This is a genomic window from Enterobacter cloacae complex sp. IR5401 (assembly GCF_049238425.1).
Classification (GTDB): domain Bacteria; phylum Pseudomonadota; class Gammaproteobacteria; order Enterobacterales; family Enterobacteriaceae; genus Enterobacter; species Enterobacter hormaechei_C.
Map to the genome: position 1 here is coordinate 20,675 of NZ_JBMKHN010000014.1, position 21,379 is coordinate 42,053.

Sequence of the window (21,379 nt, forward strand, 5' to 3'; positions counted from 1 at the left end):
CTCATGCCAATGCAAGTTAATGTCACCTCGAAGGTGAACAGTAAGGCCATCCGGCGCGAACAGCACAACGGACGCGAGCACTGGGTTGTTCCTTCCTACACCCTTCCGGCGAACGTGGTCATGAACGGCGGTCTGTATCCGGCCAGTGAGATTGACCAGCACTACAGTGGCCTGGAGGGGACACTGGCACCGCTTGGACATCCACAGGTCAACGGTCAGTTTGTTTCTGCTTTTAGTCCTGAGGGGCTGAATGTGGGTTATGTAGGGGCATGGAACAAAAACGTCAAGAAGTCCGGCAACCGCGTCTACGTCGAGAAGTGGATCGATACAGAAGTGGCAAAGCGCACGGATGACGGAAAGCGCCTCCTTGAGCGTCTTGAAGCGCTGGAGAAAGGCGAGGATGTTCCACCAATCCATACCAGCGTTGCCGTATTCCTGGAGGAGCTTGAAGCGAACGATGAGCAGAAAGCTCAGGGGGCTTCATGGGTTGCGAAAATTCACGCGATGGACCATGACGCCATCCTTCTGGATGAGGTTGGCGCAGCTACGCCAGAACAGGGGGTAGGTATGATGGTAAATGCTGATCTTGCCACTCCACTGAAAGCTAATTCCGGCGCTCTGGTGGGGGAAACCTATCGCGAGCGTGAGCGGAGGCTGGAGAAGGCAGCGAAAGATAAATTCGCTCCTGGCGAGAAAGAATACGCCTGGGTGGCTGACTTCACTGACTCGCAAGCGGTAATCATCCTCAACAATGGCGAGCCGAAGGTTTACGGATACAAGTCTGAAGGCGGAAAGATTGTCTTTGATGATACCGGGACAGAGGTTCAGCGCCAGAGTTCATGGGTTGCTGTCGTCAACAAACTCAAATCTTTTTTCACACCGCAGGAACAGCCTGCACCAAACCACAAAACGGAGGGCGACATGCCTTTAACCAAAGAAGAACTGGAACAAATCGGCAGCATGGTTAGCGAGGCCGTCGCCACCAATACCGAAAAGGCTATTAAGCCTCTGGCGGAGAAGGTTGATGCGCTACAGGCCAACCAGGACAAGCTGACCGAAACCCTGACTGCAAACTCTCGTGCCGAAGAGAAAACGAAGCGTGAAGCGGTGGCAAAAGTTCACGGCGAGATTGTCGCTAATGCGCTGTCAGGTGAAGCGCTGGACGCGATGTTTAAAACAATCGGTGAATCCGCGCCGCTTGGCACCAACTCTGCACAACAGCAGAAAGAAACCGGTGCGCCGAACCCTGACGAATACTTCAAATAAGGAGCCAGACTAATGGCACGTTATCGTCGCGTTAATATCGACGGTCAGTCTCTGTACAAGACCGAAACCCGTAAAGTGGCCGCCGCGTCATTGCCGGGAACTTTCGTTACCATCAACGGTGACAATGAGTTTGCAGTAGCCGCAACAACGGTTGGTCGACTGTATGTGCTCGACCCTGCTTTCAGCGAAGGGCTGGGTATTACTGACTCTATCCCTGCTGGTCACTCCACATCTGGTAACTACGTGGAAGAAGGCCGAGAACTGGCAATCCTGTGTCCTGCGGGAACTTACGCCAAAGACACCCCGATCAAGTTGGGCGCAAATGGTCAGGGGGCGATTGCCGACTCTGACACCGACACCGTTCTCGGCTACAGCCAGGACGATGCAACTATCGCTACCGGCGCTACCGATTTCATCCGCGTGCGTATGCGCGTTGGCACTGTAGCTGCCCCGGCAGAAAATTCAGGAGAATAAGAATGTATTTTACCCCCGAAACACTGGCTGCTAACAGCCGACTGCGCGGGCACTGGAATGAGCTGTGGGCCAACCGCAACATTTTCAACCATCATCACGACATGATGGTTAACGAATATCGCCAGAGCATGACCCCCGAAATGCTGGCGGCTAACGCTGTTGGTGGCTTTGCTCGTGAATTCTGGGCTGAGATTGATCGCCAGATTATCCAGATGCGCGATCAGGAAATTGGCATGGAAATCGTCAATGACCTGATGGGCGTGCAGACTGTATTGCCTATCGGCAAAACCGCGAAGCTGTATAACGTGTCTGGTGACATCGCTGATGACGTGTCAATCAGCATCGATGGTCAGGCGCCGTATTCCTTCGACCATACTGAATTCGGTTCTGATGGTGACCCGATCCCGGTATTCACTGCCGGTTACGGTGTCAACTGGCGACACGCGGCAGGTCTGAGCACTGTCGGCGTCGATCTGGTGCTGGAATCTCAGTCGGCTAAGCTGCGTAAGTTCCACAAGAAGCGCGTCAACTTCTATCTGAACGGCGACTCCAGCATTGTTGTTGATGGTCTGCCAGCTCAGGGGATGAAAAACCACCGTAACACGCAGAAGATCAACCTGGGCAGCGGAGCGGGCGGCGCCAATATCGACCTCACCACCGCAACCCCGGCTCAGTTGCTGGCCTTCTTCGGCCCGACCGGACCGTTCGGCCTGACGGCTCGCCGCAACAAAGTTACCGCTTACGACAAGTTGTGGGTCAGCCCGGAAGTGTGGGCAAACATGGCGAAGCCGTATCTGGTAGACATCAACACCGGCACCAATGCCCTGTTGAGCGGAACCGTTCTGGATGCGATCAGCAAGTTCATTCCTGCGAAGTCCATCCAGATGTCCTACGCGCTGTCTGGCAATGAGTTCCTCGCCTATGAGCGTCGTCAGGACGTGATCTCACCGCTGGTCGGTATGGCCGTCGGCGTTGTCCCTCTGCCACGCCCGATGCCTCAGTCGAATTATAATTTCCAGATTATGAGCGCTGAGGGCTTGCAGATTAAGAAAGACGGCGAAGGCCTGTCCGGCGTGGTCTACGCCGCCAACCTGGCATAAGGAGATCGACATGGCTAAATACCAGGTAATCAAAGCATGGCATGGCGTGAGCGTCGGTGATGTGGTTGAAATTGAGAAACTGCATCCGTCGCTGAAGCCTCATGTGATTAAGCTCTCTGATGCGGCTTTAACCCCTGCAACACCTGACGCCGGTACCGGTGAGAAATCTCGCAAAGAAGTTATCAAGGATCGTCTGACTGAGCTGGGAATCGAGTTTAAAGGCAATCTTGGCGCTGAAAAGCTCAGTGAGCTGTTGCCAGATGGCGAACTCGAAAAGCTTTTCCCTGCTGAATAACAGCCGCCGCTAAGGCGGTTTTTTTATGCCCCGCTCCGGCGGGGTATTTCACGGAGTCGATAATGGTAACTCTCGAACAGGCGAAGGGGTATTTGCAAAGTCAGGGCGTTTCCATTCCCGATTTTGTTCTTCAGGCTCTCGTCGACCAGGCTAACAGCATACAGGAGTGTCTCGATGCGCATTATCCGGCATCAGTCGCGCTGCTGATTCAGCTCTATCTGCTGGCGCTTATGGGGCTGGCGCAAGGCGACAAGTATATCAGCTCGCAGACTGGCCCTAATGGTGCGTCACGCTCATTCCGGTATCAGTTGTTTCCCGATCGATGGAAAGGGGCGCTGGCACTGTTGCGCGTCACCGATAAACACGGCTGCGCTAATGACCTCATCCCTCCAGACCCGACCAATACAGCTTTTGCTGGCATATGGATTGCCAGGGGTGGATGCATGTGTGGCGGGGGTCGGTGATGGGGTGGATATCGGTTAAGAAGCGGCTGCCGGAGCCTTTTGTCAAAGTCTGGGTGATGACCGACAGTGGTAAGCGCGTTACCGGCTATGTCAAAAGCAACGGTGACTGGTATCTGTTGTGCCGGAAAGTTGCAGCGGAGAAACCGGAGGTGATCCGGTGGGAGGACAACGGTGTCTGAAACAGCTGCATGGAGCTATACCAATGTTGCCACTGTTTACCCGCGCGTCTACGACGACTGGAACAGTACCTGGACAATCGAAACCCCCTACCTGATTGACTGCACCTGGACGGCAAACAATGAAGTTGCGGTAGATGCCAGCGGGAAAGAGTTCACCACGAACCTGATTTTCTTCACTGAGCTGAAGCGCAATGGCATCGATGCGACCATGCCGAAGCGTGACTGGTATATCGCCAGAGGTGACACAACGGCACAGGCCGATCCGCTGAAAGCTGGTGCAAACGTCATCAAGGCGGTGACGGAATGGGATATGTCACCATTCGGCGAGGAGCCGGACTACAAAATTCTGACGTGAGGCGATCATGCCCGTAAAAGGTATCAAGCGTGTTCAAATGAACACCCGCAAGGTGCTGGCAGAAATTGCCGGGCCACGCACAGAAAGAGTGCTGACTGAGGTCATGATTGTCGGATCGTCTCACGCTGCGCTACTTACTCCCATTGACACATCCACGCTTATCAACAGCCAGTACAGAAAGCTTGACCCAATGCCCGGCGGGATGCAGGGAAAGGTCGGGTACACGGCTGCATACGCTGCCGCCGTTCACGGTATGTCCGGTAAGCTAAAAGGTCAGCCGCGTGAACACTTCGGAAGAACTCGCGCTGGAAAAGAATTCGGCGGCGGCACCGGGAAGGGGAATTACTGGGATCCCGATGCCGAGCCGGGGTTCCTGACCAAAGGCTTTGAGCGTGACGGTCTCAACGAGATTAAGGCCATCATCAAACAAGGGTACAAAGTATGACGCGCAGCGAAGTGTATGACGCGCTGAGAGCGTGGTTACAGTCTCACGGGTTTGATGTCGGCTACCGCGTCCAGAAACGCTTCTGGAACGAGCTGGAAGGTACTGAAGGGGAAAGATACCTTGTCATCCAGCAAAACGGCGGTGGCAAGCCTGAGGAAGCCATCACGCGCGACTTTTTCCGCATCCTTGTTTTGTCAGGACAGAACGACAGTGACATCAACGAAGTTGAAGACCGCGCCGACGCCATCCGCCAGGCGATGATCGACGACTACAAAACCGAATGCATCATTTCGATGCAGCCAATAGGCGGCATCACCGCCATCCAGACCGAAGAAGGGCGTTACCTCTTCGATATTTCCTTTCAAACCATCATTTCCAGATAACACGGAGATAAATCACTATGGCGTGTGAATCGGGCGCTTTTACCGGGCGCGACGTCGTCGTTTATTACGCGATTGGATGCCCTGAAGTACAACCCACCGCCAGCGCTTACCGCCGACTCGGCATGATGCGCGGCAAAACAGTAAATGCAGAGTGGGAAACCGCAGATGCGACCGGCGACATGAGCGCTGCATTTACGCAAGAGAACCTCGTTACTTACAAGAACATTTCGTTCTCTGGTGACGGTGTGACCCGCAAAGAGGATGTTTATGCGCAGAACGCGCTTAAGCGTCACGTCTACAACCCGCCAGCAGAGACCAGCAACCAGCCGTATGTATGGTTCAAGATCATCTCTCCGAACGATATCACCGAAGGGCCGTTCATGGTGACATCATGGGGCGATGAGGCGCCGCACGACGACGTTGCCACCTGGTCTGTCGAAGCGTCCAGTGCCGGTCAGGTTGACGTGCGCGACGTTGGTGCAACTATCACCATCACTACCCAGCCACAGAATCGCACGCTGACCGTTGGCGATACGCTGAACCTGTCGGTGGCTGCGACTGTGTCTGACAATTCAGCACTGACTTACCAGTGGAAGAAGGGTGGTAGTGACATCTCTGGCGCAAAATCAGCAACATTCACCAAAGCAAACGTGACTGCCGGTGATGCCGGATCATACAGTTGTCAGGTGTCTTCCTCCACAGCGGGCAGCGTGACGTCCGGGTCTGCTACGGTTGTTGTCAACGCAGCGTGATATCAGGGGCTTCGGCCCCTTTTTTTGAGAGGTTTCATGAAGGCAATAACCGATATCGGCCAGGCCGTTGTCCGCGCCAGTGGCAAAGAGGTATTCCTCAACCCTTCATTCCTCGCTATGTCGCGTATTGGCTCACCGGAACAGATTGTTGATGCTTTCGTTAAGGTTCATGCCGGGCATTATCCGAAACACCGCATCACTGATATCCAGACCATGAAGGCTGTCAACGCTCGCTGCTTTGCTGAAATGGCAGCGTCGGCTGCCAGCATAGTTCGCCATTGCTCAGAGGGTAACATTGCAGAGGTGATTGGTTCGTACTCGGTGAACACGGCAGGACGGCTGCTGTTTAAGCCGGGAGCCATTCCGATCGAGGATGTTATCCTGCTTGCCCGCCACCTGATGCTTCATGGCGTAATGGGCGACCAGCCACCGGAAGAATTCGAAGGTAAGAAAGGCGAATACAGCGACAAATTCGATGTACGGTCATTCGTCTACACCGCTGTTGCTCACCTCGGCATGAGCGAGTCAGACGCATGGAACATGACAATGACCAGCTTCCGCGCCGCCATGAACGCTAAATTTCCGCAGAAAGAGAAAGCCAGAGTGCCGACTCAGGAGAAATACGACGAAGTCATGGACTGGGCCGAACAAATGCTGGCGATCGACGCGCAACGGAATGGGCCGCATTAATCACCTTCGGAACAACACAAACAGCCTCGCACCTGCGGGGCTTTTTTATACCAGCAATAAACCCAACGCGCTTCACACGCGCACGTTATAATCCTAGAGCCTACAGAAAGCGAGCCTGAGAGTTAGTTGTACTCTGGGGCGGCTATCTCTGTGTGACAGGCTCACTTTCTATAGGTAAACCTCATGCACTATCCTACCGTATCTGTAAACGGCGTATCCGTTCGTGTCGACAATGAAGGGCGCTACAACCTCAATGACCTCCATGCAGCGGCTGTGGCTGAAGGTAAAGCCACTGAATCACAGCGACCAGGTGAGTTTCTCAAAACCAAGCAAGTAAGGCGGTTCGTGCAAGCCCTGAGCGATGCGAAGAAAATCGCATCGGTTATGACCATTAAGGGTGGCCCACTTCAGGGTTCCTGGGGGCTTGAGCTTATCGCTATACGCTATGCAGCCTGGCTCAATCCACTTTTTGAAATCAAAGTCTATGAGACATTTCAAATGCTGATGCGTCGCGGGTTCGATGCCATGTCCCGCCTGAACAAAATTGACCACATCATCAATACTGAAACCAAGCAGATCAGCCAATGCGCCAGCCAGATGGCCAGATGGGGTTCCGGCGGCCGCAAGCAACTACTGAACGCAGCACGGGATCGTGTTGCTGATGAAGTTCAAATGTATTTGCCTGGCATTATGTAGGCAGCGATGACACGCTCAACTACGGGTTTTGTCGTTCCTGCTGACCTCGTCGTCAACAGGTGGTAGGATTTGACCATCTTTTACTGATGGGGATAGGGATATGAAGAAGGTGCTTTTTGTGGTTGGGGTTTCGCTATTATTAGCCGGTTGCGCTCAAGAGAGACCTTTGACGTCATATGATGATGCAGGTCTTTGCATTTTAAAAGGGCAGGCTATGGGTTACGGGAACACCGAAATCATCCCAAAAATACAAGCTGAGTTTTCACGCCGAGGAAATCTAAGTATCACCAAGGACGACTGTGAAACCTATATCAATACAGGTATTCAAGATGCCAAGGTAAAAATGAAAACAAGCGACAGCATCATCCAGCAATCCAATCAGTCGATGACGATAAACGCAATTCAAGGCTACTAAATAACGAATCAAAATGAACCTCGCTCCGGCGGGGTTTTTTATTGCCCGGAGAAAAGATGATGACCCAAAACGTCGGTGATATTGAATATGTGATTAAGGCCGATACCGCTCAGTTGCTGCGAGCTGATAAGCAGGTGGTTAATGTCACCAACAGCATGGAGTCAGGATTCAAAAAGGCCGATAAATCTGCTGATGCCCTTAATACGGGATTAACAAAACTTGCATCGACACTCAAGCTGGTTATTGCTGCTGGCACTCTCCGTGAAATGGCTCGCATGGTACAAAGCTACCAGGAGATGGCCGAACGCGTACAGATGGCGACCTCCAGCCAGGATGAGTTCGAGCGGGTACAGAAGCGTCTACTTAATACTGCTAACGGCACTTATCGTTCGCTGGCAGAGGCCCAGGAGCTTTATATCCGTAGTGCTGACGGACTGCGCAGCATGGGGTACTCCACCGAACAGGCAATCGACGTTCAGGACTCCATGTCTTACGCGTTCGTGAAGAACGCCGCATCTGCCGAGCGTGCTGATTCTGCTATTAGTGCCTTCACCAAAGCGATAAACACCGGCACTGTATCTGCCGACCAGTGGGAGTCTATCACCACAGCCATTCCGACAGTCATTAACGATATTGCTACAGCTAGCGGAAAATCAGCTGCAGCAGTCCGCGCTCTTGGCGCATCAGGTAAGCTTACAGCTTCGGATCTTACCGAAGGCCTGAAGCAGTCACTCGAGGCAAACACAGCTGCAGCTGCGGGTATGTCTAATAATCTGGTTGATGCCAGCGTCAGGATGCGGACCGCCGTTACCTCTATGCTGGTGGCAGTTGAAGGGCAGACCGGAGTAATTCAGAACTTCACAAACAGCATCATCGCCGCAGCCGATACGATCCTGAGCTTCTCTGAAAACTCTGAAGCCATGAAGGGATACATCGACAGCGCAACACTGGCCGCCAAAGCATTCGCCCTGGTAATGGCCGGGCGCTATGCCGGATCGTTGAAAGACGCAGTAAGTGGCAAGCTTCAGTCTGTCGCCGCCACGCGCCAGCAGACCGCTGCAGAAAACCAGTCTGCGCAGTCATTACTCATTGCTGCTAACGCAGCGCAGAGAAAAACTCTTGCTGACAAAGAAGCGGCTTTCTCAGCCGTTGCGCTGGCTCAGGCTGAACTGAATGTTGCTCGCGGCAGTAGTGCTGAAATGACGGCGCTGGAAAATCTCAACGCAGCAAAATCACGTGCCCGCGCTGCTTCGCTGGCGTTGGTGGAAGCCGAAACCGCCCAGGCTGCAGCTACTGCAAGGGCTGCGGCTGCGGCACGCGCTGCGTCGGTGGGGTTTGGACTTGCTCGTGGCGCTCTCTCGCTGATTGGCGGCCCGGCGGGTGTTGCAATGATTGCTGCATCCGCGCTGCTTTACTGGTGGCAAACTGCCAAGCAGGCGAAGGAAGAGGCGGTTGCTTTTGCTGATGGTCTGGACAAGCTCAACAGCTCTATGAAGACGATGAGCAACACCCAGCTTAGAGGGGCTATAGCAGACGCCAATATCGCCCTGAAAGGGCTAAAGGCAACCATAGCGGATTCAACCGATGAGATTGAAGATCTCACTGCTAAACGTGATGACTACATAAAGAAAGGGAGCCAGTTCAATACAACAGCAGAGCAAGGTAATGGGTTACTCCAGAAAGCAGCAGAGCTGACCAATCTGATAAATCAGAAAGAGCGCGATCGTGCGGAAAATCAGGACAGGCTGACTCGTACAGCCCAGGCCCGCGATAGCATGGAGAACACTCTTAATAACAATATGCTCACCTCGATGGGGGTGCATGATCGCCTAATAGAGAAAGGCTCTACCCTTGAGCAGGTGCAAGGGGCTGTGGCCAGAGCCTTTGGCAAAACTGCCGATGAAATCAACCGGGCCAATCAGGCCGGGCAGAACTTCAATCCCAAATCATTACAGATCGCCCCTCCAACTGCCGATGGCGATAAAGTAATCCTGAACCTTGAAGAGCAGAACGAGCTTCTGAAAATACAGGATGAACGCCAGCGGGCAGTGGCAAAAGCCAGAATGGCGGCATCTAAGGTTACTGACAACCCTAATCAGATCGCGTCTGCTGAGCGTCTGGCTGCAGAGAATTACGATCTACAGGAAGCTGAGGAGGCACGACGCAAAGCGCAGCAGCAGAATGAACAGCAGGGCAAAAGCGCAGCCACTCAGATGGAGGCCAACGCCCAGAAAATTGCTGATTATAAGCAGCGCGCAGAAACTGCTGCCGGGGCAACACAGGATTTGTCACGCGAACAGGCCATGCTAAGGGCTGAGCAGTCTCTTAATAAAAGCGCTACGGCTGGGCAAATTGATGAAATAAGAAAATATGCTGCCGCAGAATGGGACGCAGCTAATGCTGTTAAGCAGCGCCAGCAGGCAGAGCAGGGGAAAAAATACGCAGAGCAGGAAATTGTAGCGGCAAAGATTATGCCTGATGCAGTCACCGGCGCTGTGGTAGATCCTTTAGCGCAAATCGATTTGCAGGAGCAGCAGAAACTGGCTGCTCTAGCCAAGTATCAACAGATAGATAAGCAGAATACTCAGCTATATGAAGATGCAAAGACAGCTATTCAAATTCAGGCGTCGAACGCAAGAAGAAAGATAGCGATTGACGAAGCCAACGCTCAAGCCACTGCTATAGGCGCAATCCTTGGTTCAGCCTCACAAGGTTTTGATAGCCTTGCGACAATGATTCAAAACACTTCTGGGAAAAGTAGCGGCGCGTATATTGCAATGTTTGCCGCGGCAAAAGCGTTTGCCATAGCACAATCGACCCTTAGCCTCAACACGGCGATTATGCAAGCCATGGCCGATCCGACTGCTCTTACGCCAGCACAAAAAATGGCGAACTACGCAGCCATCGCCTCGGCCGGTGCTTCCCTGCTTTCGAATATTGCAAGTGTCAGCATGAGTGGCGGTCGTCGCTACGGCGGTACGGTTTCTGCTGGTAACGCCTATCGTGTCAACGAGGATGGCCGTTCTGAAATCTTCCAGACCGCCGGGGGGCAGCAGGCATTCATCCCGAACCAGTCAGGGAAGATTATTCCTGCTGATAAGGCCGGAGGTGGTGGGTCGTTTAATCCTGTAATGAACCTCACGATAAATACTACGGGAGGAATTGGTGATGAGGAGATCGCAAGGCTTCGTAAAGTGTGGAACAACGACATGCTGAAGATGATGGTAGACCAGAGTACTCGTCCGAACGGTTTACTGCAGGGAAGGAGGAAATAAGCGGCATTTAGCCGCTTGTTAATCACTCCGGCTTCAATGTCGCAATGTCGATCATTTCCATTGCTGATTTTTTAATATCCTCAAGGTGATGCGCTAGATCTCCACTAGTTGCAATCATTTCATTAGTCATGTTTTCCGTAATGTCTTTTAAGACCTGCTGCTTTTCAGCATTCATTAAGGCAATCATATTTTGAACCACGATTTTGATCGCCATGATGTCTTTCTGAGCTTGGCTAACATTGTCCATTTTTAAGTCCTTGGTTGATAGTGATTGTCGAGATTTGATTATACAACGGAGGCTAAAGTGCCAGAAGTTTTTACGTGGACACCACAGCGAGCCTATCAGGTTGAACGTACCCCAAACGTAGCCGTTGTTAAGCTCGGTGACGGCTACGAGCAGCGACAGGTGAAGGGTATCAATCCACTGATGGATAAATACTCCCTGACCTTCAGGGGGGTAGGCGGTGTCTGCCGGAGTAATTCTGCCAAGGATGCTGAGGCGTTCCTAAAAGCACGGGGCGCGGTTGAATCCTTCTACTGGACGCCATCAGATACCGGAGTGCAGGCGCTGTTTGTCTGCCGATCCTGGAATATGACAAAGACCGGGCCGCTGTTTGAACTGACGGCCACTTTTGAACAAGTACCACGATAAGCCGAAAGGCGGGAGACAGTTATGACTTTAGAACAACGTGTTGAAGAGTTAGAGGCTATGGTTGATTCAATGAAAGCACAGATGGAAGAAGTTATTAGCGCTCACACCTGTGCTTATAATCAAATCACTGCGAAATTAGATCAAATTGCCGTAATTCAAGCTGAACGCAAGGCTTGAATAGCAAGTTTTTCAATCTCACCGATGGTTTTATTCTTTATCTCATCTGGCGCTATATCTAGGTTTACCGAATGAAATTGGTCATTAGGGCCAATCAAATTAGCTTTTAATATAAATGTATTTCCGGCGACCGCAAAAGAAATAAAGTCAATAGCGTTTAATTTCAATTCTGACATTATTTTTCCTTTATCAGAGGTAATCAGCCATCCCCCTTCGATGGTTACGTCAGTGTCCCACCACTGACGGGCTGAGCTTACACGTTAACCAGGGTTATCAGTAAGCAACATCCTGATATTCAAACAGTAGCCACCACTTGGTGGCTTTTTTTATGGGAGTTTGCCGTGCGCGACATACCAGCCAGTATGATTATTGATAGCGTCGACGCCGGAGTAGGCGCGTTTATCGACCTGTTCGAAGCCGACCTGCAACCCTTTGGCGGAGACCTTATCCGGTTCCATTCCGGCACCAATGGATATTACGGAAATGTGATCTGGAAGGGGAATCAGTATCAGGCATACCCGATAGCAGTCGAAGGGTTCGAGTCAAAGAACGAAGGCACATATGCCCGGCCAACAATGGTGGTGGCGAACGTCACGGGTTTACTGACGGGCATAAACCATGACTTCGACGACATGCTTGGGGTGGTGATCACCCGCCGTCAGGTTCCGGTGAAATACCTGGACGCGGTGAACTTCCCCAATGGCAACCCTGACGCAGATCCGACGCAGGAAGCGGTTTCCCGCTACGTTGTTGAGGAGATGACGGAAGAGACGTTAGAGCAGGTCACTTACACGCTGGCGACGCCGATTGACTGCGATAACGCCATCATCCCGGCGCGAACTATCCTTGCAGACGTATGTCAGTGGCAGTATCGGGGTGTTGGGTGCGGCTATGACGGCCCCCCTGTTGCAGACGAGCGCGACAACCCAACCACTGACCCGGCGAAGGACAAATGCTCTCACCGCCGTAGCGGCTGCCGCTTCCGTTATCCACGACCGGAACCAATGCCAATCAGCAGCTTCCCCGGCTCTCAGAAGGTTTCATGATGCAGGAATTACTCGATTATGCGGCATCGTCGCAGGATGAGGTGTGCGGCTTAATCCTGGATGGCGGGCAGTTGTTCCGCTGTCGGAATGTTCACCCGGAGCCTGGAAAGCACTTCCGAATCAGTGATGATGAGTGGCTGGCGGCCGAGGAGGCTGGAGAGGTGACTGCGGTATTCCACTCTCACCCAATGAACAGCCCGGTACTGTCCGGATCCGACCGTAAATGCCAGGTTGCATCGGGCCTTCCATGGGTGCTGGCCTGTAACGGGAAAATCAGAACGTTCAGGCCGTTGGATTACCTTTTGGGGAGGCGGTTCGAGCACGGAGTGACTGATTGTTACACGCTATTCCGTGATGCGTATCACCTGTGTGGCATTGACCTCCCTGACTTCGAAAGGACGAATGGCTGGTGGCTGAGAGGGGAGAACCTTTATCTGAACAACATGTCGCGCAATGGCTTCAATCAGGTATCGCCGGGAGAAGCGCTGCCAGGTGACGTAATAATCAGGCAACCATTCCCCGGAGCTGACCCTTGCCACGCAATGATTCTGCTCGATGACAATATGGTTCTTCACCACGATTGCTCAGGGCATTTAAGCCGGAGAGAGCAAATGCGCCCGGCATACGTTAAGCAGATGCATTCCATATGGAGACATGAACAGTGCTCATCTTTAAATTTGCAGGGCATTTACGCCGACATTTCCGCAAAGTCGAGCTGAGCGTTGATACCCCTGCCCAGGGCATTCGTCTTTTGCTTGCTCAGAATCATGAGTTCAAAAAAGCATTCCTGAACGCCAGAGTAAGAATGCGAGTGGCGGGTGAGGATGTTGAAACGTCTTCGGTGCAGTGGCACATGGATCGGCGCCTGAAGGATGGCTCTGTAGTGCTGTTTGTCCCGGTGATTGAGGGGGCGGGACTTGAGACCAGTACGATAGTTCTCATTGCCTCACTGGTGCTGTCTGCCGCCTCGGTTGCTTACTCCATCTACATGTCCCGGAACATGAAAAGCAAAACTTCAGCGGAAGCGGCCGAAACAAACACCCTCACGAATAACTCGTTTACCAGTGCAGAAAACAGGGTCGGACAGGGGCATCCTGTCCCCATACTCCTCGGCGAGATGGAGGTCGGCAGCAACGTAATAAGTCTCGGGATCGACACATCTAATAATTCCGACTGGGAAGAATCAATCAGCTAAGGTGGCGCTATGTCTTCAGGTGGCGGTAAAGCATCAACCCCAAAACTACTCGACGATAACCTCAAATCAAAACAATTCTATCGGGTACTGGATCTGATATCTGAGGGGCCAATCGCGGGCCCGGTGGATCAGGAGCACCTGTCTTCATTCAAGCTGAATAAGACGCCTATCACTGACTCGAACGGTAATGTCAACGTGAACGGCATTAGTGTTGCCTGGCGACCTGGATCGGAAACTCAGGAGCCAATCAACGGCTTCTCTGCAATCGAAGCGACGACCATTGTTAACACTGAGGTCACTTACGATACCCCGCTGGTTAGAACCGTGACAGATCAGAACGTGACCCGCGTTCGTTTTAACATCGGCGTCACCGGGCTCATGGAGCAGGACTCCAAGGGTAACCAGAAAAACACCTCTGTAACGATGGTTATCGAGACCAGAACTGGCTCGTCGGGCTGGGTCATGGAGAAGACGGTGACGATTACAGGGAAAATCTCTGGCGAGTACCTTGAGGCGCACGTCATTGATGCCCCCGACACCAAACCGTTTGATATCCGCGTTCGCCGCATTACGCCTGACAGCAGCAGCGATTTGCTGTCAAACGAGACTGTTTGGAACAGCTACAGCGAGATCACCGACGACAACCTTAGCTATCCGTTCTCTGCTGTTGCCGGCTCAGTCATCGACCGTGACCAGTACACCGACACGCCGAGCCGCACATATCATCTTCGCGGGCTGATCGTTGACGTACCGGATAACTACGAGCCAATTGCCAGAACTTACTCCGGGCTGTGGACGGGGGGCTTCAAAAAGGCATGGACTAACAACCCGGCGTGGCTGTTCCGTGAGCTGGCGAAAAACACCAGATTTGGCCTGGCGAAACGCGCCGGATACATCGATGTTGACGATGGTGCACTCTACATTCTGTCGCAATATTGCGATCAGCTTGTAGATGATGGGTATGGCGGCAAAGAGCCACGCATGACGCTCAACGCCTACATCACAGAGCAGGCGAGTGCGCGAGACATTCTCGACAAGATAGCGAGCATGTTCCGTGGCATTGCGCTGTGGGACGGCCTGCGCCTGTCCGTAATGCTGGACGCTCCACAGGATCCGATTGCGACAATCACGAACGCCAACGTTGTGAATGGCGAGTTCAAACGAAGCTCTGTAAAGCGTTCAGAGAAATACAATGCGGTTGTAGTGTCCTGGACTGACCCCGACAACGGATGGGAGCAGGTGAAAGAGTACGTTTCCGACGATGAGATGATAGCCAAAGGGAACTACAACGAAACCACTCTGGAGGCGTTTGGCTGCACCTCTCGCGGACAGGCATGGCGGGCAGGTAAATGGCTGCTGGAAACAGCAAAGCGTGAAAGCAGCAGACTGTCTTTCCAGATGGCACGCGATGCTATCCACTTCACGCCGGGTGATATCGTTGAGGTCATGGATAATGACTACGCAGGAACTCGCCTCGGGGGGAGAATTGTTTCTCATTCCGGGAGGGTGATAACGGTTGACGCGGTTGATTCCTCGGTAGTAACGGACGGCTCCACTATGTCGATTATGGGGAGGGACGGAAAGTTCTCTCGCTATGAGATTGATGGCGTTAACGGAAACAACGTCACACTCAAAAACGAACCTGAATGGGTGAGGGCGGGAACTGTATTTGCCATTTCAACCGCAAGCGTTGCGATTCGCCTTTTCCGGATACTGAGCGTTGCCGAAACGGAAAACAACTCCGTATACAGCATAACGGCCTCATTGCACGACCCCAACAAACAGGCCATCGTTGACGAGGGTGCAGTGTTTGAAGTTCCCAGCGATACGCTGAACGGCTACCGCGTGCCTAACGTGGAAAACCTGCGAATCCTGAACACAAACACCGAGACCGTCCAGGTTACAGCAACGTGGGAGACGGCAACCACTACTAAAAAGCTGGTGTTTGAGCTGTACATCTACAGTGCTGATGGGAAGCTGGTATCTCAGTACGAAACTGACCAGTTCCGGTATGAGTTTTACGGCCTTGCTGCCGGTAGCTACACGCTCGGCGTTCGTGGGCGCAATGAAAACGGGATGAAAGGCGCCGAAACTCAGGTGAGTCTTATTATAGGCGCGCCAAAGGCTCCTAACTCCGTTCAGTGGATACCTGGCCCACTTCAGGCCACTTTAGTTCCGGTCATGTCTGTTACTGCCACATCTGATACTTCTTTTGAATTTTGGTACGCAGGTGAGACTCCGATTCCATTGTCCGACGACATTGAGAATAAAGCTCAATTCCTTGGCCGTGGCAATCAGTGGACCATCCAAAAACTTAAGTTTGACCATGTTTATTACGTTTATGTTCGAACTCGTAATGCATTTGGCGTTTCAGGATTTGTAGAGGCTTCTGGAAAACCAACGGACGACTTCAGTGATATCACCGATGCAATCCTGGAGGAGATTAAAGAGACTGATACGTTCAAAGACATGATCGAGAACGCGGTAGACAGCAGCGGAAAACTGGCAGAACTGGCTGATGCAATCAAAGAGAACGCAGACGGCCTTGCTGCTGCGGTTGGCTCGAACAAGCAGACCGCTGAAGCAATCATCGGAAACGCGCTGGCTATTGCCGATGTTGTCGTGCGCCAGACAGCCCAACAGGGCGCTAACTCTGCGACCTTCGAACAGCTCCGGGAGGTGATCGCCACTGAGACAGAGGCTCGCGTCACGGATGTTACCCGTCTTGAGGCAAAAACTGAGCAGAACGAGGCGGGAATTACCGAGGTAAGGCAGGCTCTGTCAGATGAAACGCAGGCGAGGGCGACAGCTGTCGACCAGCTTACTGCGAGTACTCAGGTCATTTCTGATAAAGCTGATTCGGCTTCGAGTAAAGCTGACGCTGCATCAGGTAAGGCAGATGCGGCTGAACAAGCCAGCTCGCAAAATACCGCTGATATCACCACGTTGCGACAGGTTGTCACCGACACGACTTCATCAATGGCATCCCGCCTGGAGGAGCTGGGAGCAAGAACCGATACTGCCAGCGGCGGCATTCAGAATAACGCTATCGCGCTAATAACGAGTACGCTGGCGCAGGTTAATCAGCGGATGACACTCAGCGCGCAGTACGGTGACAGTAAGGCCAGCATCGATCGCATTGACAGCGCCATGGCAAGCGACAGGGAGGCCACGTCGAGTTCACTGCTGAGGTTGGAGACGGATGTCAACGGCAACAAAGCATCCATCAACAGCCTGAACCAGACGTTCTCGAATTATCAGCAGGCCACGGCCACGCAGATAAACGGCATCACGGCGACCATCAACGGGCACACTTCAGCGATCAGCACTAACGCTCAGGCGATAGCAAACGTTAGTGGTGACCTGAAGGCGATGTACAGCATCAAGGTTGCCGTGGACGCGAATGGAAAGCAGTATGCCGCCGGAATGGGGATCGGTGTAGAAAACACTCCATCGGGCATGCAGTCGCAGGTGCTATTCCTGGCGGATCGCTTCGCCGTCATGGCGCAGGCGGGGGGAGCGGTTACACTGCCGTTCGTTATCCAGAACGGGCAGGTGTTTATCCGGGAAACCTTCATTCAGGACGGCACCATCGGCAACGCCAAGATTGGCAACTACATCCAGTCCAATAACTATGTCGCTGGCTCAGTCGGATGGAGGCTGGATAAGGGCGGTACGTTTGAGAACTACGGTTCGACAGCTGGTGAGGGGGCAATGAAACAGACAAACCAGACAATCAGCGTGCGGGATTCCAACAATGTGTTGAGGGTGCAGATCGGGAGAATCACGGGCACATGGTAACGGGAGGCCTCTTACGGGGCCTCTTTTTTTCAGGAGAACTGGATGGCGGAATATGGTGTTCAGACATGGGACGCATCAGGCAAGGTAAACAACTATGGCGTTAAGCCTGTCAGCGTTTGTGGCTATCTCCAGCTGGCCCAGAACCAGAAAACAGGCTCTTACACCGTAGCGCTTCCACCGGGTTGCAGGCTGACCTATTTTCAGAGCATGAACGGCGATCAGTTTGGTACGAGTCGGAGGAAGATCACCATTTCGGGGGGAACAGCAACAGTGTCAGCAGCAGGCGATACCGACTACTCAGCAGGGACTGAGCCTGCGGCAGCGGCTTATCTCATTTTCCAGATCGAGAGGGCATAAATGGCGGAGTATGGCGTTTTACTGACGACCACGAGCGGGGAAGTATGGGTGACCGCGAACAGCTCGCCAATCGCTCTTCAGGCGCGAAAGACAGCGGCACTTCAGGGAACATCGGGGTTCAATACCAAAGTGACGCACACATTCCCCGCAGGCCAGCCTGTTGTCGCCTTCGTTCATTGCACGGTTGAGGTCGAAATCACTCAGACGATAAGCGGGAACACCATCACGATTGATTTTCTCAGACCGAATGCAACCGGCACAGCGTACGTTTATTTTTTCTCTATTTTCCCGCAGACAAAGCCAGACTACGGGCTGGCTGTGTGGGATGCATCAGGGACGCTGATTTTAACAAACGAAACGCGCACGCTGAGCGATGTTGTCACCCTCGGTAACGCCGGGGTGGATGGCAGCTCAGGATACAACATCAATACAACTCTGGCGGGGAAGTGGGCCTGTATGCCTGCCATGCTGGGGCTAATTACCGGGGTTATATCGGCTGGCGGTCAGCCGCAGCCATACTCGGCCATATACAAGAGCATGGCAAAACTTGAGGGAAGCAATACGCGGATATTCGCCAGGCCGCAGACAACCCCCGGCGGCAACCTTCAGAACGTTACGTATTCGAATCTGAGGAACGTGATTATGGCCATTAACTGCGCCAATTATGATTGATCGTTTTGAACGATCAATTTCGAATAATTGATCTACCAAATCAATTATATCCATTTGATTCATATTGTTATTGTGTAGCTTCATGAATGCCCTGGGATATAACCACTATGAAAAATATGATTCTTTGCCTGGCGGTAGCGGTATTGCTCTCGGGTTGCGCTGGCGTTATTGAGAAGCAGCAACCAGTATGCACCGGAACAGCCCTGGTTGGCGGACAGGAAAGCAGCGTCCAGATCTACGGAGTCCGCAAGCAAAATAATCAGACGCAGTACCGTGCCGGTTATCCCTTTAACTGGTCATGGGTGAGCGCCAACACGTTCACCAGCACCACCTGTCACTAACCCATTCAGTTTTGAACAAACCCCGCTCCGGCGGGGTTTTTTATTGCCTGGAGAAAACATGATTTATACCACTGGCACTATCGCCATCAGCGGAAACACCCTTACAGGTACCGGCACAAACTTCACTGCTGCTGGTTCTCTTATTCGTAACGGCTGTACCGTTATTGCTATGACCAGCCCTGTGCAGGTATTTCAGATTACCGCGATTGGAAGCGCAACAAGTCTCACCGTAACGCCAGCAGCTAACCCAACTGTTCCCGCTGGAACCCGGTTTGCCATTCTTCTGAGTGACAGTCTGAGCGTGGATGGGCTGGCGCAGGATATCGCTGAAACCTTCACGATGTACCAGCGCAACATGAGCGGGTTCGCTGACGTGATGAACAGTTCCGGAGATGTCACTATTACAATTAACGGCGCTGCCGTAAAAGTTCCCGGTCAAAAATCCCTGGCGAAGAAAGGTGATAACAATGACATTTCCAGTCTCAGCGGCCTCACTACGGCGCTTAGTATCAGCCAGGGGGGAACAGGGGGCAAGACAGCGGCTGATGCTCGCACAAACCTCGGTTTAGGAAGTAGCGCAACAAGAAATGCATACAGTAATTCGGGTGATATGCTTTCCGTAGGCGATTTTGGTATTGGCACTTCTGCGAGTTTTGATGACTGGGGAGATGTCACAGCATCAGGCTTTTTTCAGAGCGCCTCAAATTCGCCCCTGTCGGGTACTAATGTTGTTGGATTCAAATCTCGACTCGATGGTGCAACGCAAACAAGCATTGGTGGCCGAAACTCTCGTTTTTTTGCTCAGAGCCATGCAGGCGGTGCAGTGCAGGGATGGCGAGAGATAACTACGACCGCCGTATCGGATATAACGCTCAAAACTGACGTTGTTTACGATGACGGTTCCTCGTCCTGGGCGAACATCGAATCGATGAAGCCCGTAACTTTTCGGTTTGTACGGGACGAAACAGGTCATTTACGCAGGGGGTTTATTGCGCAGGAGCTTGAGAAAATAGACCCGCAATATATTAAACGTGTCAACGGGGCTGTTAATGAGGACGGCACCCTGAGAGAGATTTTGACTCTGGACACAAATCCTCTGCTCATGGATGCTTTGGTTGTAATCAAGACCCTTATTGACAGGGATGCTGAAAGAAAAGAAGAAATATCAAGCATCCGTGAGATCTTAAAATCGCTCCAGGATTTTGTGGGATATCACCAACTGAAGAACATCTAAAATGTCGGTTTGGGAACATCGGCAATAAAGGATGCTCAGTCATCTACTACTGATGCCACTGGCGGGTCTGTTTTAATCAATGGGGCATGGGGACTTGGCGTTGGGGGAGTCAATTCGATTTCCTGGAGTGATTTGGCGCGTCAGGGAAGATCCTCCTTTGTTGCGGCCATAGAGCTTAACCCAAAGGGCTACCGCTACCTGAGAACAGACAGCTTTATAGAAAAGTTGCGTAGTTTTAACTGGCACTTCACCCGAGCCGACGCCAATGCATGGATAGAGCGCAATCAGCCAGGCTTCGCTGACAAGACGACAGACGGTAGCGACAACAGGTACTGGGTCCTGCGTAACATGGGGAGGGTGCACTGATGGGATTTCCTTCACCGGCGGCTGATTTCGTAGCACCGCGTTTATCTCCGGAAATTATCTGCGGGATCGGCATGGACAGCCGCATCCTCGAAACCTCGTCTGGCTTTGCGGTTATCGAGCCGTGCACCAGACTGGTACAGAATCAGGTTCTGCTAATCCTCAGCGGCGGACGGACTCAGTTTGCCAGAGTCATGGGCAGGGCGCTGATTTGTGATGATGGTGAAGCGATAGAGGGGGAGGCTGCGGAAGAGGTTGAGGTGATGGGGCGGGTGACATTCTTCATCAACAGCGTGATGCAGGATGACAGGGTGGTGTGATGGGGCATGGGTGGGGCATAAAGTTACCGCGAAACGACGTTAGTTCATTGCACATGACAAATCGTATCGCGGCAACATAGCAGAAGTTACCGCACATCAATCCAACATCAAGCCACTTCGTTAAAAGACTTAATAGTCTCCAGATGAAGATCGCCTGAAGTACCGGATTTCCCAGGAAAGGGATCAGAGTAATGACGTCATGACTGCTTAACGAGCTGCCGATCCCCAGCATAATCCCGCAAAAAGAGAGAAGCGCCACGGGCAGCATAAAGGTTTTACCCAGTTGCTGGAAAAACTCCCACAGCGATATTTTTTGCGCTGCTTTCGTCGTCATAAAACGACTCCTTAAATGGTAGAAAGAGATTTAACGACCTCGATGGGGCGAGAAGATAAAACGTTTTATCAAACTTTAGTGCGCGCTAAATCACATTC

Annotated in this window: 28 protein-coding genes and 1 pseudogene; 26 read left to right on the forward strand and 3 right to left on the reverse strand. The window is 52.4% G+C overall.

The features are described 5' to 3' along the window. The first annotated feature begins 3 nt into the window (after positions 1-3). The 14 genes from ACOTX1_RS18320 (at position 4) to ACOTX1_RS18385 (ending at position 10,789) form a co-directional block, all read left to right on the forward strand. The gene (locus ACOTX1_RS18320; protein ID WP_421766849.1) at positions 4-1,266 is read left to right on the forward strand and encodes a hypothetical protein; all 1,263 of its coding nucleotides are present in this window, start codon (positions 4-6) and stop codon (positions 1,264-1,266) included. A gap of 12 nt (positions 1,267-1,278) precedes the next feature. After that, entirely contained in the window at positions 1,279-1,740 is a 462-nt protein-coding gene (locus tag ACOTX1_RS18325) for a phage cement protein (protein WP_129741529.1), read from the forward strand. Positions 1,741-1,742: 2 nt separating this feature from the next. Continuing rightward, on the forward strand, positions 1,743-2,840 hold the full coding sequence (locus ACOTX1_RS18330; protein WP_188512183.1) for a major capsid protein: 1,098 nt from the start codon (positions 1,743-1,745) through the stop codon (positions 2,838-2,840). Between the two features lie 10 nt (positions 2,841-2,850). Continuing rightward, on the forward strand, positions 2,851-3,135 hold the full coding sequence (locus ACOTX1_RS18335) for a hypothetical protein (RefSeq protein ID WP_421766850.1): 285 nt from the start codon (positions 2,851-2,853) through the stop codon (positions 3,133-3,135). A gap of 62 nt (positions 3,136-3,197) precedes the next feature. Continuing rightward, positions 3,198-3,599 (forward strand): DUF7370 family protein, encoded by a 402-nt coding sequence (locus ACOTX1_RS18340; protein WP_112777871.1) that lies wholly within the window; start codon positions 3,198-3,200, stop codon positions 3,597-3,599. Further along, entirely contained in the window at positions 3,599-3,778 is a 180-nt protein-coding gene (locus ACOTX1_RS18345; RefSeq protein ID WP_421766851.1) for a DUF551 domain-containing protein, read from the forward strand. The genes ACOTX1_RS18340 and ACOTX1_RS18345 overlap by 1 nt, the downstream gene beginning before the upstream one ends. Next, the gene (locus ACOTX1_RS18350) at positions 3,771-4,133 is read left to right on the forward strand and encodes a hypothetical protein (protein ID WP_047653440.1); all 363 of its coding nucleotides are present in this window, start codon (positions 3,771-3,773) and stop codon (positions 4,131-4,133) included. The genes ACOTX1_RS18345 and ACOTX1_RS18350 overlap by 8 nt, the downstream gene beginning before the upstream one ends. Positions 4,134-4,140: 7 nt before the next feature. Next, positions 4,141-4,578: a hypothetical protein gene (locus ACOTX1_RS18355; RefSeq protein WP_045265488.1), complete on the forward strand. Its 438-nt coding sequence runs from the start codon at positions 4,141-4,143 to the stop codon at positions 4,576-4,578. After that, a complete protein-coding gene (locus tag ACOTX1_RS18360; RefSeq protein WP_023306061.1) occupies positions 4,575-4,961 on the forward strand; it encodes a phage tail termination protein in 387 nt (128 codons plus the stop codon). The genes ACOTX1_RS18355 and ACOTX1_RS18360 overlap by 4 nt, the downstream gene beginning before the upstream one ends. Positions 4,962-4,978: 17 nt before the next feature. Continuing rightward, entirely contained in the window at positions 4,979-5,713 is a 735-nt protein-coding gene (locus ACOTX1_RS18365; protein WP_421766852.1) for a phage tail tube protein, read from the forward strand. Positions 5,714-5,749: 36 nt separating this feature from the next. Then, on the forward strand, positions 5,750-6,403 hold the full coding sequence (locus ACOTX1_RS18370; protein ID WP_421766853.1) for a DUF6246 family protein: 654 nt from the start codon (positions 5,750-5,752) through the stop codon (positions 6,401-6,403). Positions 6,404-6,586: 183 nt separating this feature from the next. Beyond that, positions 6,587-7,099 carry a KilA-N domain-containing protein gene (locus ACOTX1_RS18375; protein ID WP_421766854.1) on the forward strand — a complete coding sequence of 171 codons (513 nt, stop codon included), beginning with the start codon at positions 6,587-6,589 and terminating at the stop codon, positions 7,097-7,099. Between the two features lie 100 nt (positions 7,100-7,199). Beyond that, positions 7,200-7,514 (forward strand): hypothetical protein, encoded by a 315-nt coding sequence (locus ACOTX1_RS18380; RefSeq protein WP_058679060.1) that lies wholly within the window; start codon positions 7,200-7,202, stop codon positions 7,512-7,514. A gap of 59 nt (positions 7,515-7,573) precedes the next feature. After that, positions 7,574-10,789: a tape measure protein gene (locus ACOTX1_RS18385; protein WP_421766862.1), complete on the forward strand. Its 3,216-nt coding sequence runs from the start codon at positions 7,574-7,576 to the stop codon at positions 10,787-10,789. Positions 10,790-10,811: 22 nt separating this feature from the next. Here ACOTX1_RS18385 and ACOTX1_RS18390 read toward each other — a convergent pair whose 3' ends face one another. Further along, a complete protein-coding gene (locus ACOTX1_RS18390; protein WP_045892289.1) occupies positions 10,812-11,036 on the reverse strand; it encodes a hypothetical protein in 225 nt (74 codons plus the stop codon). Between the two features lie 57 nt (positions 11,037-11,093). Between ACOTX1_RS18390 and ACOTX1_RS18395 the strand changes: the two genes are divergently transcribed. Both ACOTX1_RS18395 and ACOTX1_RS18400 read left to right on the forward strand, forming a co-directional pair. After that, complete coding sequence (locus ACOTX1_RS18395) at positions 11,094-11,441, forward strand: phage tail protein (RefSeq protein ID WP_421766855.1); 348 nt, start codon at positions 11,094-11,096, stop codon at positions 11,439-11,441. A gap of 21 nt (positions 11,442-11,462) precedes the next feature. Next, positions 11,463-11,618, forward strand: a complete 156-nt coding sequence (locus ACOTX1_RS18400) for a hypothetical protein (RefSeq protein WP_022651023.1) — start codon at positions 11,463-11,465, stop codon at positions 11,616-11,618. On the opposite strand, the gene ACOTX1_RS18405 is transcribed toward ACOTX1_RS18400, so the two are convergent. Further along, positions 11,597-11,794 (reverse strand): hypothetical protein, encoded by a 198-nt coding sequence (locus tag ACOTX1_RS18405; protein WP_421766856.1) that lies wholly within the window; start codon positions 11,792-11,794, stop codon positions 11,597-11,599. The two genes, ACOTX1_RS18400 and ACOTX1_RS18405, sit on opposite strands and share 22 nt — an antisense overlap. Before the next feature lie 165 nt (positions 11,795-11,959). On the opposite strand from ACOTX1_RS18405, the gene ACOTX1_RS18410 reads away from it, so the two are divergent. From ACOTX1_RS18410 to ACOTX1_RS18455, 10 genes are all read left to right on the forward strand, one after another. Continuing rightward, the gene (locus tag ACOTX1_RS18410; protein WP_421766857.1) at positions 11,960-12,664 is read left to right on the forward strand and encodes a phage minor tail protein L; all 705 of its coding nucleotides are present in this window, start codon (positions 11,960-11,962) and stop codon (positions 12,662-12,664) included. Continuing rightward, a complete protein-coding gene (locus ACOTX1_RS18415) occupies positions 12,664-13,383 on the forward strand; it encodes a C40 family peptidase (RefSeq protein ID WP_421766863.1) in 720 nt (239 codons plus the stop codon). Before ACOTX1_RS18410 ends, ACOTX1_RS18415 begins: the two co-directional genes overlap by 1 nt. Beyond that, a complete protein-coding gene (locus ACOTX1_RS18420) occupies positions 13,326-13,859 on the forward strand; it encodes a tail assembly protein (protein ID WP_023296453.1) in 534 nt (177 codons plus the stop codon). The genes ACOTX1_RS18415 and ACOTX1_RS18420 overlap by 58 nt, the downstream gene beginning before the upstream one ends. A 9-nt stretch (positions 13,860-13,868) precedes the next feature. Next, a complete protein-coding gene (locus ACOTX1_RS18425; RefSeq protein ID WP_421766858.1) occupies positions 13,869-17,660 on the forward strand; it encodes a phage tail protein in 3,792 nt (1,263 codons plus the stop codon). Between the two features lie 42 nt (positions 17,661-17,702). Further along, positions 17,703-18,017: a hypothetical protein gene (locus tag ACOTX1_RS18430; protein ID WP_017382568.1), complete on the forward strand. Its 315-nt coding sequence runs from the start codon at positions 17,703-17,705 to the stop codon at positions 18,015-18,017. After that, entirely contained in the window at positions 18,018-18,689 is a 672-nt protein-coding gene (locus tag ACOTX1_RS18435) for a hypothetical protein (RefSeq protein ID WP_017382567.1), read from the forward strand. Between the two features lie 107 nt (positions 18,690-18,796). Further along, a complete protein-coding gene (gene cor / locus ACOTX1_RS18440) occupies positions 18,797-19,030 on the forward strand; it encodes a phage exclusion lipoprotein Cor (RefSeq protein WP_017382566.1) in 234 nt (77 codons plus the stop codon). Positions 19,031-19,088: 58 nt separating this feature from the next. Beyond that, a complete protein-coding gene (locus tag ACOTX1_RS18445; RefSeq protein ID WP_421766859.1) occupies positions 19,089-20,264 on the forward strand; it encodes a tail fiber domain-containing protein in 1,176 nt (391 codons plus the stop codon). Between the two features lie 132 nt (positions 20,265-20,396). Then, positions 20,397-20,630, forward strand: coding sequence for a hypothetical protein (locus ACOTX1_RS18450; RefSeq protein ID WP_421766860.1), 234 nt, complete (start codon positions 20,397-20,399; stop codon positions 20,628-20,630). Then, complete coding sequence (locus ACOTX1_RS18455) at positions 20,630-20,947, forward strand: hypothetical protein (RefSeq protein WP_023306078.1); 318 nt, start codon at positions 20,630-20,632, stop codon at positions 20,945-20,947. The genes ACOTX1_RS18450 and ACOTX1_RS18455 overlap by 1 nt, the downstream gene beginning before the upstream one ends. Before the next feature lie 139 nt (positions 20,948-21,086). On the opposite strand, the pseudogene ACOTX1_RS18460 reads toward ACOTX1_RS18455, so the two are convergent. Continuing rightward, positions 21,087-21,281 (reverse strand): annotated as a pseudogene (locus ACOTX1_RS18460) (PTS sugar transporter subunit IIBC); the annotation flags it as partial. Positions 21,282-21,379 lie beyond the last annotated feature (98 nt).

Coding starts and splice junctions, on each gene's coding strand:
- ACOTX1_RS18320 (WP_421766849.1), top strand. CDS start 4: ATGCCAATGCAAGTTAATGTCACCTCGAAGGTGAACAGTAAGGCCATC.
- ACOTX1_RS18325 (WP_129741529.1), top strand. CDS start 1,279: ATGGCACGTTATCGTCGCGTTAATATCGACGGTCAGTCTCTGTACAAG.
- ACOTX1_RS18330 (WP_188512183.1), top strand. CDS start 1,743: ATGTATTTTACCCCCGAAACACTGGCTGCTAACAGCCGACTGCGCGGG.
- ACOTX1_RS18335 (WP_421766850.1), top strand. CDS start 2,851: ATGGCTAAATACCAGGTAATCAAAGCATGGCATGGCGTGAGCGTCGGT.
- ACOTX1_RS18340 (WP_112777871.1), top strand. CDS start 3,198: ATGGTAACTCTCGAACAGGCGAAGGGGTATTTGCAAAGTCAGGGCGTT.
- ACOTX1_RS18345 (WP_421766851.1), top strand. CDS start 3,599: ATGGGGTGGATATCGGTTAAGAAGCGGCTGCCGGAGCCTTTTGTCAAA.
- ACOTX1_RS18355 (WP_045265488.1), top strand. CDS start 4,141: ATGCCCGTAAAAGGTATCAAGCGTGTTCAAATGAACACCCGCAAGGTG.
- ACOTX1_RS18360 (WP_023306061.1), top strand. CDS start 4,575: ATGACGCGCAGCGAAGTGTATGACGCGCTGAGAGCGTGGTTACAGTCT.
- ACOTX1_RS18365 (WP_421766852.1), top strand. CDS start 4,979: ATGGCGTGTGAATCGGGCGCTTTTACCGGGCGCGACGTCGTCGTTTAT.
- ACOTX1_RS18370 (WP_421766853.1), top strand. CDS start 5,750: ATGAAGGCAATAACCGATATCGGCCAGGCCGTTGTCCGCGCCAGTGGC.
- ACOTX1_RS18375 (WP_421766854.1), top strand. CDS start 6,587: ATGCACTATCCTACCGTATCTGTAAACGGCGTATCCGTTCGTGTCGAC.
- ACOTX1_RS18380 (WP_058679060.1), top strand. CDS start 7,200: ATGAAGAAGGTGCTTTTTGTGGTTGGGGTTTCGCTATTATTAGCCGGT.
- ACOTX1_RS18385 (WP_421766862.1), top strand. CDS start 7,574: ATGACCCAAAACGTCGGTGATATTGAATATGTGATTAAGGCCGATACC.
- ACOTX1_RS18390 (WP_045892289.1), bottom strand. CDS start 11,036: ATGGACAATGTTAGCCAAGCTCAGAAAGACATCATGGCGATCAAAATC.
- ACOTX1_RS18400 (WP_022651023.1), top strand. CDS start 11,463: ATGACTTTAGAACAACGTGTTGAAGAGTTAGAGGCTATGGTTGATTCA.
- ACOTX1_RS18405 (WP_421766856.1), bottom strand. CDS start 11,794: ATGTCAGAATTGAAATTAAACGCTATTGACTTTATTTCTTTTGCGGTC.
- ACOTX1_RS18415 (WP_421766863.1), top strand. CDS start 12,664: ATGCAGGAATTACTCGATTATGCGGCATCGTCGCAGGATGAGGTGTGC.
- ACOTX1_RS18425 (WP_421766858.1), top strand. CDS start 13,869: ATGTCTTCAGGTGGCGGTAAAGCATCAACCCCAAAACTACTCGACGAT.
- ACOTX1_RS18430 (WP_017382568.1), top strand. CDS start 17,703: ATGGCGGAATATGGTGTTCAGACATGGGACGCATCAGGCAAGGTAAAC.
- ACOTX1_RS18435 (WP_017382567.1), top strand. CDS start 18,018: ATGGCGGAGTATGGCGTTTTACTGACGACCACGAGCGGGGAAGTATGG.
- cor (WP_017382566.1), top strand. CDS start 18,797: ATGAAAAATATGATTCTTTGCCTGGCGGTAGCGGTATTGCTCTCGGGT.
- ACOTX1_RS18445 (WP_421766859.1), top strand. CDS start 19,089: ATGATTTATACCACTGGCACTATCGCCATCAGCGGAAACACCCTTACA.
- ACOTX1_RS18455 (WP_023306078.1), top strand. CDS start 20,630: ATGGGATTTCCTTCACCGGCGGCTGATTTCGTAGCACCGCGTTTATCT.